Genomic DNA, 17,037 nt, shown 5'->3' on the forward strand with positions numbered 1-17,037 from the left:
ATGCGAAAGCTGTTCGGGGACAAGAAGAACACGGGTGCCATTTCCAAGCCGGCGCAGGCGGCGGGAGTGCGCAAGCCGCGGCTCAAGACACTGGCCCAAGGACTGCGCCAGGCCCTGGCCGGCAACGATCTCCCGCAGGCCGCGCGGCTGCAGTTCGACTCCTTCGAGCCCCGCGTGCTGATGTCCGGCGACGGCGTGGCGCCCCAGGTGAGCGGCCGCATCGACGTGCCCGGCGAGGTCGACCGTTATGTCTTCACCCTGCCCAGCGACACCCAGCTGGTGTTCGACTCCCTGACCGCCGATGCCGACCTGAAGTGGTCGCTGCAAGGGCCGCAGGGCCAGGTGATCACGGCGCCGCGCGCGCTGGACGCCAGCGACGCCAACGCCAGGAGCGGCGACGTCGCCCTCAGCCTCAAGGCCGGCACCTACACCCTGCAGGTGGACGGCATGGGCGACCACGTCGGCGACTACAACTTCCGCATCATCGACCTGGGCCGGGCCCAGGCCATCACCCCGGGCCAGGTCGTCAAGGGCACGCTCACGCCCGGCAACCAGACCCAGGCCTACAGCTTCGGCGCCATCGCCGGCCAGACCTTCTACTTCGACGCCCTCTCCAACCCCGCGTCCACCGACTGGCGCCTGATCGGCCCCGACGGCAAGACGGTGGTGGGCCCGACCTCGGCCGGCACCGACCTCGAAAACCAGCTGCTCACCCAGACCGGCACCTACACCCTGCTGGTGGAAGGCCGCGTCGGCAACACCGCCGCCACCACCAACTACGCCTTCAACGTCCAGCCCGTGCAGGACGTGCTGGCCGACCTTCAGCTGGGCCAGGCCCTGGACGCGGGCCCGGGCTGGGTGCCCAGCCCCGAAGGCGGCGCCCTCGAGCTGGGCGGCCTGCGCTCGGTGCAGGCGCCGGCCTCGCCGGCCCTGGACCTCGGCCGCACCGTCACGATGGAGGCCTGGGTGACCGTCGACCGGTTCACCAACTCCTACATGCCGGTCGTCTACAAGGGCGGCAACGACAGCAGCTTCGGCAGCCACCGCACCTACGCCCTCTTCATCACCAGCGGCGGCGACCTGCTGCTCAGCACGGGCGACGGCGGCGAGCAAGCCCTCTACAGCTCGGGTGGGCGCATCAAGCTGGGCGAACGCACCCACGTGGCGGCGACCATCGACCGCGACGCCGGCGTGATGAAGCTCTTCGTCAACGGCGCCGAGGTGGCCAGCGGCGCCGTGCGCACCGCCGGCAACGCCTTCTCCGCCGCCACGCAGCCGCTGCTCATCGGCCGCACCGACGAGCCCTACGGCGGCTTCAGCCCCTTCGCCGGCACCATCGACGACCTGCGCATCTGGAAGAGCGCCCGCAGCGGCGCCGACATCGCGGCCGACATGGGCGCCCAGATCACCACCGCGCGGCCGGACCTGGTGCTCAACTACCGCTTCGACGCCGCCAGCGGCAGCCTCGTGGCCGACAGCGGCCCGCTCGGACTGGCGGGCAGCGTCGTCAACCCCGTGGCCGCCGTCGCGGGTGCGGTCAGCGGACGCATCGCCACGCCGGGCCAGCGCGCCATCTACAGCCTCGACCTGACCGACACCCGGCGCATCGTCTTCGATTCGCTGCGCAGCAGCCCGATGAACTGGACCCTCACCGGCCCGGGCGGCGTGCTCGTCAATGCGCGCAATCTCGACAGCAGCGACTCGCGCGACCGCGACGGCACCGACGGCGTGCTCGCAGACCCGGCCGCCACCGGCCGCGTGGTCTACGACCTCGGCCCCGGCCACTACACCCTCACCATCGACGCGCCGGGCGACACCACGGGCGAGTACGCCTTCCGGCTGCTCGACCTGGGCGCCACCGCCCTGCCGCTCACCCTCGATGCCACGACCACCCAGGTGCTGCCGGTGGGCAGCATGACCCAGGCCTGGTCCTTCGCCGTGGCGGCCGGCGACCGCCTGGCCTTCACCCACCTCGGCGCCACCAATGCCGACCTCCAATGGCGCCTCATCTCGCCCACCGGTGAGCAGGTGTGGAGCAGCTACTTCGGCACCGATCCCGGCGAGCGCACCTACACCCAGGCCGGCACCTACACCCTGCTGGTCGAGGGCCGCAACTATTCGATGACGGCCAACACCGTCAGCTTCAAGGTCGCCAAGACGGGCAACACCCTGGCCGAACGCGTCACGGGCTTCGACCAGGACTTCGCCGGCCCCGGCCTCGACCCGCTCTGGCAGGTGGGCGGCGTGCCCACCACGCTGACCTCGGCGGGCGCCCCCAGCTACAGCTTCGGCACGCTGGACGGCGCGAGCGTCATCCGCCTGAACTCGGCCATTGCCGGCCAGTCCCGCGGTGCCGGCTGGACGACGGCCACCAACGCCGTCGGCCAGGGCTTCAACTACGAGGTGCGCTTCAACACGCTGGTGCAGTCGGGCGCCACCGGCTTCGACGAGCTCATCGGCCTGTCCCTGACCGACGTGGCCGACCCCAGCCGCTGGGTCGCCACGGCCCTGCGCAGCAACACCACCGGCGGCGCCCGCTCGATGGGCGTCGACAACCGCGGCGTCGGCGGCGGCAACTACTACCAGTCGCAGGCCTTCAACTTCAGCGACAACACCTGGTACCGGCTGCGCCTGTGGGCCGCGCCCGACAGCAGCATCAAGGCGACGCTGCTCAGCGATGCCGGCGCCGAGCTGATGACGCTGGACCTGGGCGTCACGACGGATGCCTTCGCCGGCGGCGCCCGCTTCGGCATCTACCAGTCCAACACCACGACGAGCGGCACGGCCATCCACGACGTCGCCATCGACTGGGCCCGCCTGACCACCACGCCGGCGGCCCCGCAGGCCCTGACCCTCGGCCAGTTCGTCACCGGCACCCGCCCCGTGACGACGCAGCGTGACCTCTACACCTTCACGCTGGCCCAGCCCACGCTGGTGATGATGGACACGCGCGAGAACAGCGGCAACCTGCGCTGGACCCTGACCGACGAGCGCGGCACCGTCTCCACGGGCAACTGGTCCGACTGGGGCGCCACGCCCCTGAAGGCCGGCACCTACACCCTCAAGATCGACGGCAACCTGACGGGCGCCTACGGCTTCCGGCTGGTCGACCTCGGCGCCAGCCCCGCCCTGCCCATGGGGCAGGTGGTGTCGGGCACGCTGAACCCCGGCTACGGCGTGCAGTCCTGGCGGTTCGACGGCACGGCCGGCCAGCACCTGTACTTCCAGGGCCTGGCCGGCATCAATGCCGACTGGCGGCTCTTCGACCCCAACGGCCAGCAGGTGTTCTGGAATTACACCGGCAGCGACCAGGAACTCAACCTCGTCCAGTCCGGCCGCTACACGCTGACGCTCAACGGCTACAACAGCAACCCGGCGGCGCAGAACTTCGCCTTCCGCGTCGGCGACACGGGCGACCGCAGCCTCGACATCGACCTCGCCCAGGGCACCGACAGCAGCCCGGTCTGGGTGCCGGGCGCGCCGGCCCTGGGTGGCGGCGCGCTGGAGCTCGATGCGCGGCGCGAGATCGCCGTGCCCGACGGCGCCGCCACCGACCTGCGCAACGACGTCACCTTCGAAGCCTGGATCCACCCCGACCGCTTCGGCGCCACCTGGCAGCCCATCGCCGTCAAGGGCGATGCCGCCGGCCAGCGCAGTTATTCGCTCTGGCTCAACAGCAGCGGCTACCTGCGCCTGTCCACCTACGACGCCACCGGCGAGCAGGCGGTGGACAGCGCCGCCGGCTCCATCCAGGCCGGCGCGTGGAGCCACGTCGCGGCCGTCATCGACAAGACCAGCCACCAGCTGCGCCTCTACATCAACGGCGTGCTGGCCGCGCAGAAGGACAACATCCGCACGGCGCCCGCCGTCGGCACGCCGGCGCCGCTGCGCATCGGCACCACCGCCGAGTACAACGCCAGCTTCGGCTCCTTCGACGGCGCCGTCGACGAGGTCCGGCTCTGGAGCACGGCCCGCACCGGCCAGCAGATCGCCGACAACTTCAACAAGGCGCTGCCCGGCGCCCAGCCGGGCCTGGCCCTGCGCCTGGGGCTGGACGAAGGCAGTGGCACGGGCGTGGCCGACAGCGGCCCGCAGTCCCTGAGCCTGACAGTCGGCAAGCTCTTCGGCGGCATCCCGGGCGCCATCCAGGGCACGCTGGCCAACCCCGGCCAGATCGACCGTTACCGCTTCACCGTCAGCCAGCCCATGACGGTGGTCGTCGACACCCTGCTGGGCGCCAGCGGCCTGAGCTGGACACTGTCCAACGCCTCGGGCACCGTCGACAGCGCCGGCCTCAACGCCACCGACGCCAACGACGCCTTCCACCTCGTCCAGCTCCAGCCGGGCGAGTACACCCTGACGCTCAACGCCAGCAACGCCACGACGGCGCCCTATGCCCTGCGGCTGCTGGACCTGGCCGGCGCCACGCCCGTGTCCATGGGCAGCGTCGTCAGCGGCACCCTCGCCCCCGCCACCCAGACGGTCGCCTACCGCTTCCAGGGCACGGCCGGCCTCAAGCTCTACTTCGACGAACTCTCCACCGGCGGGGGCGGCGGCGTGTACCGCCTCGTCGGGCCTGACGGCCAGTCCCTGTGGACCTCGGCGCTGGACACCGACGTCGACACCTTCGCCCTGCCGCTGACCGGCACCTACACCCTGCTCGTCGAGGGCCACCGCGACGCCAGGCAGAGCAATGCCTACAGCTTCCGCCTGCTGCAGGAGCCGGACACGACCACGCAGGTCACGCTCGGTACCTCGCTGGGCAACCAGCCCCAGCTCGCGCCGGGCCGCTTCGGCAACGCCCTGCTGGGCAACGGTGTGAACTCGGTCGAGGTGCCCGACGGCCCGGCCACCGACCTGGCCGGCGACATCACGGTCGAGGCCTGGATCAACCCGACGCGCAGCACGACGACCTGGATGCCCATCGTCGCCAAGGACGACGCCAACAACCAGCGCGCCTACACGCTCTGGCTGAACGCCGACGGCTCGCTCTGGGGCGACACCCGCGACGCCAGCGGCCTGCAAAGCGCCCAGACCGTCGCCGGCCTGGTGCCGGACGGCAGCTGGAGCCACGTCGCCCTGGTCATCGACCGCAGCGCGGCCACGCCACGCATCCGCCTCTTCGTCAACGGCGTCGAGGCCGCCCTGCGCAGCGGCGGCGGCCTCAGGCCCGCTGCCGCCATCGACACGGCCGGCAGCCTGCGCGTGGGCAGCGCCTGGTTCGACAACACCGACAAGCAGCGCTTCGACGGCCTCATCGACGAGGTGCGGGTCTGGTCCGTCGCCCGCACCGCGGCGCAGCTGCAGGCCGGCATGAACGCGCCGCTGGCCGGCAACGAATCCGGCCTGGCCGTCTACCTGCCGCTGGACACCCTCGGCGCCGACGGCAGCACCGCCGCACTCGGCCTGGCCACCCAGGCCACGGTGAGGAACAGCTTCGCCGGCCTGGACGGCGTCATCGCCGGCACGCTGGCCCAGCCCGGCCAGACCGACACCTACCAGTTCACCCTGGGCCAGCGCACCCAGGTGTTGATGGACAGCCTCTACAACGCCTACGGCAAAGTGACCTGGCGCCTCACCGGCCCCGGCGGCTTCGACCTGACGCGCAACATGGCGGCGACGGACGCCAACGACGCCTTCCCGCTGCTGGACCTGCAGGCCGGCACCTACACCCTGCGCATCGACGCCAGCGGCGAGAACACCTCGGCCTACGCCCTGCGCATGGTGGCGACCTCGGCCCTGCCGGTGATGACCCCCGGCACGCAGGTGACCGGCACTCTCAACCCTGGCAGCCGCACCGCCGGCTGGCGCTTCCAGGGCACGGCGGGCAGCAGCTACTACTTCGACGCCGCCGCCTTCGGCATGACCGACGGCCGCGTGCGCCTGGTCTCGCCCTATGGCGCCGAAGTCTGGTACGCCACGCCCGGCAACGACGTCGACACCTTCACCCTGCCGGCCACGGGCGAATACCTGCTGCTCGTCGAGGGCCGCCGCGACGACACCGACCTGCCCGGCAACTACAGCTTCAACCTGCGCCCGGTCACCGACGCGCAGCAGCCCCTGGTGCTCGGCCAGGGCCAGCCCAAGGCGCCCGATTGGCAGGGCAGCGCCCTCGGTTTCGACGGCACGCAATGGCTGCAGGCAGGCGCCGACCCGGCCCTCAACCTGAGCCACAACGTCACGATGGAGGCCTGGATCAACCCGGTCCAGCCCGACACCAACTGGACCTCGCTGCTCTACAAGGGCGACGGCAACGGCAGCCAGCGCACCTTCAGCCTCTGGCTCAACCGCAACGGCTCGCTGCACGTCTCTACCGGCGACGGCAGCAACCGCACCCTCGGCACCGCCGCCGGCCTCATCCAGTGGGGCCAATGGCAGCACGTGGCCGCCGTCATCGACCGCGACAGCCACCAACTGCGCCTGCTGGTCAACGGCGTCGAGGTGGCCAAGACCACGCTCTCGGGCAACGACGCCACCGCCTCCAGCTCGCCCCTGTTCATCGGCCAGGCGCGCGCCGAGCAGAACGGCGACTTCTCGAACTACCGGGGCGCCCTGCGCGACGTGCGCGTGTGGAACCAGGCGCGCAGCAACGCCGACATCGCCGCCGGCACCCAGGCCGTGCCGACCGGCCAGGAGGCCGGCCTGGTGCTCAGCTACCTGCTGAACCAGCCCGGCGGAACCGCCGTGACCAACACCGTCGCCGGCGCACCGGCCGGCAGCCTCGTCGGCCTGTACGACGGCCTGCCCGACACCGTGCGCGGCCACATCGCCTCGCCGGGGCAGAAGTCCGTCTACACCCTGCAGGTCGACAGCCTCAAGCGCGTCGTCTTCGACAGCCTCAGCGACAGCAACTTCACCTGGACCCTGGCCGGCCCCGACGGCACCCTGGTCAATGCCCGCCAGTTCAACGCCAGCGACTCCGTCGACCGCAGCGGCAGCGACGGCCACCTGTCCAACCCCGCCGACAACAACCGCGTCGTCTACGAACTGCGCCCCGGCACCTACACCCTCAGCGTCGACGCGCCCGGCGACGCCACCGGCGACTTCGCCTTCCGCCTGCTCGACCTGGCCGCCGCGCCGCCGCTGGCCGTGGGCAGCGCCGTCAACACCACCCTGGCCGCGGGCAATTCGACCCAGGCCTACCGCTTCGACGTGACGGCGGGCGACCGCCTCTTCTTCGACTTCCTGTCCGCCAGCAACACGGACATGCGCTGGCGGCTGATCTCGCCCACCGGCGAGCAGCTCTGGACCAGCAACTTCAATGGCGACGTCGCCACCCGCACCTACCTGCAGGGCGGCAGCTACACCCTGCTGCTCGAGGGCCGGCGCAACAGCCCCAATCCCAACAACCTCGCCTTCCAGGTCGTCCGCCAGGGCAACACCCTGGCCGAACGCGTCAGCGGTTTCGACGACAGCTTCGACGGCCCGGCCCTGCCCGGTGCCGCCGGCTCCGGCTGGACGCAATCGGGCGGCAACCTCAGCGTCAGTGCCGACGCCGTCGGCGGCGCCTCGGTCGTGCGCCTGCACACCCAGCAGACCAGCTACCAGACCGGCAATGCGCTGACCACCACCGCCACCGCGGCCGGCCAGGGCCTGAGCTACGAAGTCCGCTTCAACACCCTCGTGCAGGGCGTGGCCGGCGTCAGCACCGACGAGTTCATCGGCATCAACGTGCAGAGCGCGGCCGACCCCAACCGCAACGCCTGGGTCAACCTCTTCAGCGACGCCAGCAACAACCGCCAGTGGCGCAGCGGAACGACCAACGTCGGCGGCGCGGGCTACAGCAGCACGGCATTCGCCTTCGCCGACAACACCTGGTATCGCCTGCGCATCGAGGCGCCGGCCGACGGCAACCTGCGCGCCGTCGTGCTGGCCGACGACGGCACCACCGTCCTCGCCTCGCGGGACCTGGGCGTGACGACCGACGCCTTCGCCGACGGCTTCCGCTTCGCCGTCTACCAGTACGACACCCTCGGCGGCGCCCCGCATCCCTCGGAGGTGGCGGTCGACTGGGCCCGCGTCACGACCACGCCGCCGGCCAACCAGCCCATCAGCCTGGGCCAGCTCGTCAGCGGCGACCACAAGTCCGCCACCCAGCGCGACACCTACAGCTTCACCGTCACCCAGCCCACCCAGGTCGTCATGGACCCGCGGGCCGACAACGGCAGCCTGCAATGGACGCTCAGCAGCGTCCAGGGGCAGTTCGGCAGCCTCAACTTCCAGCAGCGCAGCTCCGACTACACGGCCAACCCCGTCATGACCCTGCCGCCGGGCAGCTACACGCTGACCGTCTCCGGCAGCGGCACGGGGCTGTACGCCTTCCGGCTGCTGGACCTGGCCTCGGCCACGGCCATCACGCCGGGCACCGCCGTGACCGGCGCCCTCAACCCGGGCAACGAGACCGACCTCTACAAGTTCGACGCCACGGCCGGCCAGCGCTTCTACTTCGACATGCAGCAGGTCGGCACCGCCGACAGCAGCTGGCGCCTCATCGCCCCCAACGGCCAGCAGCGCTGGTTCAGCAACCTCAGCGACGTCGACACCCAGGTGCTGGACCAGACCGGCACCTGGACGCTGGTCGTCGAAGGCCGGCGCTACCAGGCGAGCGGCAGCAATGCCTACCAGTTCAACGTCCGGCGCCTGACCGACATCGCCGGCAGCCTGACGCTGGGCCAGCGCGTCGAGGCCACCCTCACGCAGCCCGGCCAGGAGGCGAACTACCAGTTCGCGCTGACCCAGCGCAGCCGCCTGCTGTTCGACACCCTCAACAACGCCGGCTTCCGCTGGACGCTGACCGGCCCGCAGGGCGTGGTCGTCAACGCCCGCACCCTGACCAGCTCCGACGCCCAGGACTTCTACTTCTACAACCCGCTGCTGGACCTGCCGGCCGGCAACTACACCCTCAAAATCGACGGCGTCGACGACGCCACCGGCACCTTCGCCTTCCGGCTGCTGGACCTGGCCTCCGCCCCGCCCATCACCACGGGCACGCCCTTCACCACCACGCTGCCCAGCGGCACCGAGACCCAGCTCTACAGCTTCACCGCCAACGCGGGCGACAAGTTCTTCTTCGACGTCCAGCAGTTCACCAGCAGCAACGGCGCCTGGCGCCTCTTCGGCCCGGCGGGCAACCAGGTCGCCTACGTCGGCAACTTCGCCGACCTCGACGTGCAGACCCTGGCCGACGCCGGCAGCTACGTGCTGGCCTTCGAAGGCCGCTACAACGCCGGCGCCAGCAATGCCGTGCGCATGCTGGTGCAGCCCCTGCCCGACGTGGCGCCCACGCGCATCACCGGCCTGGAGTACCAGCCCTCGCCCGACCTGATGGCGCAGGGCCTGCAAGTCACCGCCGCGGGCGGCGCCATCGAGTCCGGCAGCACCGTGACCGTGGCCTGGACCGACCACAACGGCGGCGAGCGCCCGGCCAACCTCAGCTGGCACGACCGCATCGTCGTCAGCCGCGCCGACACGGGCGAAGTGCTGGCCACCCGCGTGCTGCCCTACGACGTGGGCAGCCTCGGCCCGCTGGCCGCGGGCGCCGACGTCGCCCGCTCCGTACAGCTCAACCTGCCCGAGGGCATGCGCGGCGCCGGCCTGCTCCGCGTGGCCGTCACCGTCGACGTCGACAACGTGCTCGACGAGCGCAACACCACCGGCACCGGCGAGAGCAACAACACCACCGTCACCCAGGTCACGGCCACGCTGCCGGCCTACGCCGACCTGCTGCCCGAGCAACTGAGCGTGCAGCCGGCCGGCGGCTGGCTGCCGGGCAGCAACGTCACCGTCGGCTGGACCACCCGCAACGCCGGCACCCGCGACACCAGCGGCGCCTGGCAGGAGACCCTGGTGGTGCGCAACCTCATCACCAACCAGGTCGTCTACACCACCACCGTCGACCACGACGGCAGCGTGCTCGCCGCCGGCAACGGCACGGCCGCCCGCAGCGTGGCCATCGCCTGGCCGGCCGGCGCGAGCAGCGAGGGCCGTTTCTCCTTCACCGTCACGGTGGACGCCGGCGGCGTCGTCCCCGAAGTCAACCCGGCGGGCACCGGCGAGACCAACAACACCGCCAGCGTCACCCGCGTCTCGGCGCCCGACCTCGTTCCCGCCAGCCTCGCACTGGACCCCGGCCCCGTGCAGAGCGGCGCCACGCTCACGCTGCGCTGGACGCTGTCCAACGCCGGCAATGCACCGGTCACGACCGGCCTGGCCGAGCGCATCACCGTCTACAACGCCACCACCCACCAGACGGTGGTGACCAAGTCCGTCATCTACGACCCCGTGGCCGACGGCCCCATCGAGGCCGGCGAACAACGCCAGCGCCAGGCCAGCTTCAAGCTGCCCGACGGCGTCGCTGGCGCGGGCGACCTCGTCATCACCGTCACGGCCGACGCCAACAACAGCGTCGTCGAAGACAACGCCGGCGCCACCGCCGAGTCGAACAACGCCGCCACGCTGGCGGCCACGTCCGTCGTCGCGGCCTACCCCAACCTCAAGGTCAGCGCCCCGACGGCGCCGGCCAGCGCACGCGGCGGCGACACCGTCACCGTCAGCTGGACGGTCACCAATATCGGCAGCGCCGCCGCCACCGGCAGCTGGACCGACCACCTGGAGCTCTCGGGCAACACCCTCTACGGCGACGGCGACAACCGCGCCACCGCCGACGTCGTCCACCAGGGCCCGCTGGCGGCCGGCGCCTCCTACACCGCCACGGCCCAGGTCACGCTGCCGCTGCAATACGACGGCACGCTGAACTGGATCGTCCGCACCGACGCCGGCAACGCCGGCCCCGAACCCGACACCCGCGCCGACAACACCTCCTCCGCGACCCCCATCGACGTGACGGCGCCCTACGCCGACTTCAACGTCGAACTCGTCACCGCGCCGCCTTCGGCCGTGGCCGGCACCCAGGTCGAGATCGCCTGGCGCGTGCGCAACCTCGGCGACACGGCCGCCACCGGCAGCTGGAAGGACCGCGTCGTGCTGTCGCAGGACGGCGTGTTCGGCAACGGCGACGACATCGTGCTGGATACGGTGCTGCACAACGGCCCGCTGGCCGCGCAGGACGCCTACGGCGAGCGCCGCACCGTGACCCTGCCGCAGGACCTGCCGGGCACCTGGCGCGTGCTCGTGAAGAGCGACCTCGACGGCAGCGTCTACGAAGGCGCGCGCCTGGGCAACAACCTCGGCACCGCCGCGGCGCCCCTGGTGGTGGCACCGGCGCCCTCCGCGGACCTCGCCGTCAGCGACATCGCCGCCCCGGCCGAAGCCCTCGCGGGCAGCCAGGTCACCGTGACCTGGACGGTCGGCAACAGCGGCGAGGCCGACGCCACCGGTCCGTGGACCGACTACGTCTACTTCAGTCTCGACGGCCAGCTGGCCGGCGCCACGCTGCTCGGTACCCGCACGCGCACCGAGGCGCTCACCGTCGGCGGCCACTACGACGCCTCGCTGAAGGTGACGCTGCCGGACGGCGCGGACACCAGCACCGCGCGCATCCTCGTCGTCACCGACGCCGCCCACCAGGTCTACGAGTCGCAGCGCGAGGCCAACAACCAGGGCGCCTCGGCGGGCGCCGTCGCCCTGCGCCACGTCAACCTGCTGGCCACCAGCATCGACGCGCCCGACACCGCCACCTCCGGCGGCAGCCTGCACGTCGTGTTCAACGTCTCCCAGGCCGGCAGCGCCGTGCTCAGCGGCAGCTGGACCGACCGCCTCTACCTCTCGGCCACGCCGACGCTCGGCAGCGGCGCCCGCCTGCTCGACACCCAGGCCGTGAGCCGCACCGTCGCGGCCGGCGGCAGCTATGCCACCACCTTCGACGTCACCGTGCCGGTGGACGTGCAGGGGCCCTGGTACCTCATCGCCGTCACCGACGCGGGCGGCGGCATCAAGGAGGTCGGCGGCGAGGCCGACAACGCCGTCTCGCGCGCCATCACCGTCAACCTGGCGCCCTACGCCGACCTCGCGGTCAGCAACGTCACGGCGCCCACCCAGGTCATCGCCGACCCGGCCCGCGTGACCGTCGGCTGGACCGTCAACAACCATGGCACCGGCGCCGGCTACACCGGCAGCTGGACGGACCGCGTGGTGCTGTCCACCGACGACGTCATCGGCAACGCCGACGACCTCGTCCTCGGCAACTTCCTGCACGAAGGCGGCCTCGCCAAGGACGGCAGCTACAGCCGCACCGAGACCATCTTCGCCCCCGCCAGCTACCGACCGGACCGCTACAAGGTCTTCGTCGTCGCCGACGCCCTCGGCCAGGTCTTCGAGAACGGTTCCGAGGCCGACAACCGCGCCGCCGCCGCCGCGCCGCTGGACCTCATGCCCCAGCCCTACGCCGACCTCGTGCTGACCGACGTCAGCGCGCCGGCCACCGCCCAGTCGGGCGGCAAGCTGGCGGTGACCTGGTCGGTGAGCAACCAGGGCATCGCCGTCACCAACAGCACCAGCTGGTACGACGTCGTCATCGTCTCGGCCAACCCGGACGGCAGCAACCCCATCGTCCAGCAGGCCTTCGACCACTTCGGCGCCCTCGGCACCGGCCTGGGCTACACCCGCACGGGCGAGATCACCCTGCCCCAGGGCTTCTCCGGCCCGGTCTACGTGACCGTCAAGGCCAACGCCGGCAACCAGGTCTTCGAGTTCATCAAGAACGACGTCCACAACGTCCGCAGCACCGGCCCCGTGCAGGTGGCGCTGTCGCCGGCGCCCGACCTGCGCGTCTCGGCCATCAGCGCGCCCACGGGCGCCTTCGAAGGCGACACCGTCGACATCACCTGGACCGTCAGGAACGACGGCCAGGCCGCGGCCAATGGCAGCTGGACCGACGTGGTCTCGCTGCGCAAGGCCGGCGCCGACCCGAGCGACCCGACCAGCCCGCGGCCCATCGTGCTGGGCAGCTACACCACCAGCGGCCCGCTGGGCGCCGGCCTCACCTACACGCGTACCGAGCGCATCAAGCTGCCCGCGCGCATCGAGGGCGGCTGGCAGGTCGTCGTCGCCACCGACACCGGCAACACGGTCTTCGAGGGCAACCCGGAGATCGACAACAACACCCGCGTCAGCAGCGTCAACACCGTGCTGTCCCTGCTGCCCCGCCCGGACCTGCAGGTCGAGAACATCACCGCGCCCGACACCGTTCAGGCCGGCAGCAGCGCCTCGGTCAGCTTCGACGTGGTCAACCGCGGCACGGTGGGCACCTCCACCAAGTGGGTCGACCGCGTCTACTTCTCCTACGACGACCAGCCCGGCGCCGACGACATCCTGCTGGCCACCGTGCCCAACGGCTCGGCCCTGGACCCGCTGACCGGCCAGTACCGCAGCACCACGCCCAGCTTCGTGCTGCCCGAACGGCTGCGCGGACCCGGCTACTTCCTCGTCTACGCCGATGCCGGCGGCGCGGTGGACGAATACCCGTCCACACAGGAGAGGAACAACTGGACGGCCAAGGCCGTCACCATCACGGCCCAGCCGCTGGCCGACCTGGTCATGTCCGCCGTCGTCGCGCCGTCTCAAGGCGTCTACGGCGGCGAGGTCACGGTCACCTACACCGTCACCAACAAGGGCTCGGCGGCCACCAGCGTCTCCGGCTGGACCGACACCCTGTGGCTGACCAAGGACAAGACCCGCCCCAGCCCCGGCTCGCGCTCGGTGCTCTCCTCCGACGGCACGCCCATCGTCATTCCCGGCAACGACGCCGTGCAGCTGGGCAGCTTCGCCCACGCCGGCGTGCTGGCCGTGGGCGAGAGCTACACGCAAACGGTCAAGGTGCGCCTGCCCCAGCAGATCGCCTCGGGCACCTACTACATCACGCCCTGGGCCGACGCCTACGACGCCGTCTACGAGGACCAGCTCGCCACCAACGTCAACCCCGACGACCCCCGCGAGGCCGACAGCAGCAACTACAAGGCCCGGGCCATCGACGTCATCGGCACGCCCACGCCCCCGCTGCCCGACCTCATCGTCACCGACGTGTCGACCAACGCCAGCGCCGCCCAGCCGGGCTCGGTGGACGGCCCGCTGACCGTCACCTGGACCGTGCGCAACATCGGCGAGGGCCAGGCCGTCGGCGTCGGCGGGACCTGGTACGACTACGTCTTCGCCCACGACACGGCGGACATCTCCGCCCCCAACGCCAAGATCTGGTTCCTCGGCGCGTTCGAACGCAGCAACTCGCTGGACCCGCTGCAGAGCTACACCCAGACCAAGAGCTTCGACCTCTCGCCGGCCCTCATGGGCATGTATGTCTCGGTCATCGCCGACAACAACCCCCAGGCGCCCTTCGTCATCGAGAGCAACGAGCACAACAACACCAAGACGGCCGAGGCGCCCGTCGTCGCCCGCCCGGCCGACCTCAAGGTCACGTCCATCACGACCCAGCCCGTCAACTACTCGGGCGAGAAAACCCAGGTCACCTGGACCGTCGTCAACGACGGCGCCGACGTCTGGAGCGGCACGCATTTCTGGACGGACCGCGTCTACCTGTCGCCCGACCCGGTCTTCGGCAACCGGGCCATCCAGGTCGGCAGCTTCGTGCACGCGGCCGGCGGCGGCCTGGCCCACGGCCAGAGCTACACCACCACCGGCGAGATCACCGTGCCGGCGGGTTGGGACGGCCCCTACTACGTCTACGTCGCCACCGACGTGGTGCACAACCCCAACGACGCCGAGGCCCAGGCGGGGCTGAACGCCGACTCGCGCGCCTTCTACGGCAGCTCGGTCTACGAGGGCGCCGCCGCCACAAACAACCTCAGCCGCGGCGAGCTCGTCGTCACCTACCGCGAGCCCGACCTCAAGATCACCCACATCGACGTGCCGGCCGGCCTGACCTCGGGCCAGTCGGTGCCGCTGAGCTTCACCGTCAGCAACCTCGGCACCCGCGACGTGCGCCAGTGGAGCTGGGCCGACCGCGTCTACCTGTCCCGCGACCCCTCGCTGGACACGACCGACTTGCAGCTGGCGAGCTTCACCCACTACGGCGGCCTGGCCAAGGACGGCAGCTACACCGTCAACACCAACCTGCAGATCCCGGCGGATGCCGACGGGCCCTTCTATCTCATCGTCGTGACCGACGCCGACGTCGTCGGCCAGGAGCCCAGCGGCGCCGCCAACGTCGGCCTCAAGCAGGTCTACCAGAACCGCGACTCGGTGCCCGAGTTCCGCGACGAGGGCAACAACGCCGTCGTCGTGCCCGTGCAGGTCACGCTCTCGCCGGCACCCGACCTGAAGGTCACGACGGTCGGTGCGCCCGACCACGCCGTGCGCGGACAGGACGTCACGGTCACCTACACCGTCGTCAACCAGGGCAGCGTGGCCACGCCGGCCAACGCCACCTGGCGCGACCAGGTCTACCTCTCGGTCGACCCCGTCTTCGACCCGCGCACCGACCGCTACCTCGGCGACGTCGAGCACAAGGGCTCGGTCGCCGCCGGCGGCCACTACGACGGCACCGGCACCTTCAAGCTGCCCGCCGGGCTGACCGGCTCTTTCTACGTCTTCGTCGTCACTGACCCCGTCATCAACGCCGGCGGCGAGCCGCGTGGCAAGGTCTACGAAGGCACCCACGAGGACAACAACGCCACCGCGCGGGGCACGCCCATGCTCATCGAGCTGCCGCCGCCGTCCGACCTCGCCGTCACCGACATCGCCGTGCCCACCACGGCCGCGACGGGCGACGACGTCAAGATCAAGTTCTGGGTGACGAACCAGGCTGGCGCCGTGGCCGAGGGCTCGTGGACGGACGCCGTCTACCTCTCGGTCGACAGCGAATGGGGCCTGCAGGACATCCTGCTCGGCAAGGTGCAGCACAACGGCAGCCTGGCCGTGGGCGATACCTACGTGTCCGAGCTGACCGCCAAGCTGCCGCCGGCCAAGGCGGGCAGCTACCGCATCATCGTCCGCACCGACATCTACAACGAGGTCAACGAAGGCGCCAGCGCCAGCATCGGCGAGCGCAACAACATCGCCTCCAGCGCCTCGGCGCTGGCCGTCACGGTGCCGACCCTGGCGCTGGGCGTGCCGCTGCAGACGACGCTCGCGCCCGGCGAGCAGCGGCTGTACCGCGTCACGGTCGGCGCCGGCGAGACCCTGCAGGTCCTGCTCGACGCCGCCAACAACCTCAATGCCAACGAGCTCTACGTCCGCTACGGCGACGCGGCCAGCCCCTCGGCCTTCGACTTCGGCGCCCAGCAGGTCCTCTCGGCCGACCCCAGCACCGTCGTCCCGACGACGCAGGCGGGGGATTACTACGTCCTCATCCAGGGCCGCTCCGGCGCCTCGACGCCGGTCACGCTGACCGCCAGGACCCTGCCCTTCAGCATCACCAACATCACGCAGGACCAGGGCGGCGACAGCAAGTGGGTCTCGGCCACCATCACCGGCGCCGGCTTCAAGCCCGGCGCCGTGGTCAAGCTCGTGCGTCCCGGCATCCTGGAGGTGACGCCCGTCCGCTACGAGGTCATCGACGCGACGACGATCAAGGCCATCTTCGACCTGACCAACGTCCCGCACGGCCTCTACGACGTGGCCGTCATCAACCCGAACGGCGCCGTCGCCACCCTGCCCTACCGCTACCTCGTCGAGACGGCCCTGCCCATCGACGTGACCATCGGCCTGGGTGGCCCGCGCGTCGTGCCCTCGGGCCAGACGGGCCTGTACAGCATCTCGCTGCAAAGCCTGACCAACGTCGACACGCCCTACGTCCACTTCAGCTTCGGCGTGACGGAGCTGGGCGACAACGCCAAGGTCTACGGCCTGCCCTACACCAGCTTCTCGTCCAACGTCGCCGGCTCGCCGGACGGCAACCGCCGCAGCGACGTGGCCTGGGCCAGCCTGGACAGCGAGGTCAACACCTTCGGCACCATGCTGGCGCCGGGTTATGCGCTGGACGTGGAGTCGGGCGGCTACGTGGGGATGAACTTCTCCGTCACGACCTACCCGGGCCTGCAGGCCATCTTCGACCGTGACTTCGAGGCCTACAAGCGCGCCGTCTACGCGGCGAGGCCCGACCTCGCCAAGGCCGACGTCCTCAAG

General features: G+C 71.1%; 1 protein-coding gene (only partly in view). It reads left to right on the top strand.

What is annotated here, in order from left to right:
• A protein-coding gene (locus tag LXT12_RS21090) for an Ig-like domain-containing protein (RefSeq protein WP_233394268.1) crosses the window boundary here: on the top strand, nt 1-17,037 show its 5' end (the start). 25,260 nt of this gene lie beyond the right edge of the window; 17,037 of the gene's 42,297 nt are visible here — the first part of the coding sequence; its start codon is at nt 1-3; its stop codon lies beyond the right edge, outside the window.

Origin of the sequence: Pelomonas caseinilytica (genome assembly GCF_021353235.1) — a bacterium.
Classification (GTDB): domain Bacteria; phylum Pseudomonadota; class Gammaproteobacteria; order Burkholderiales; family Burkholderiaceae_C; genus Pelomonas; species Pelomonas caseinilytica.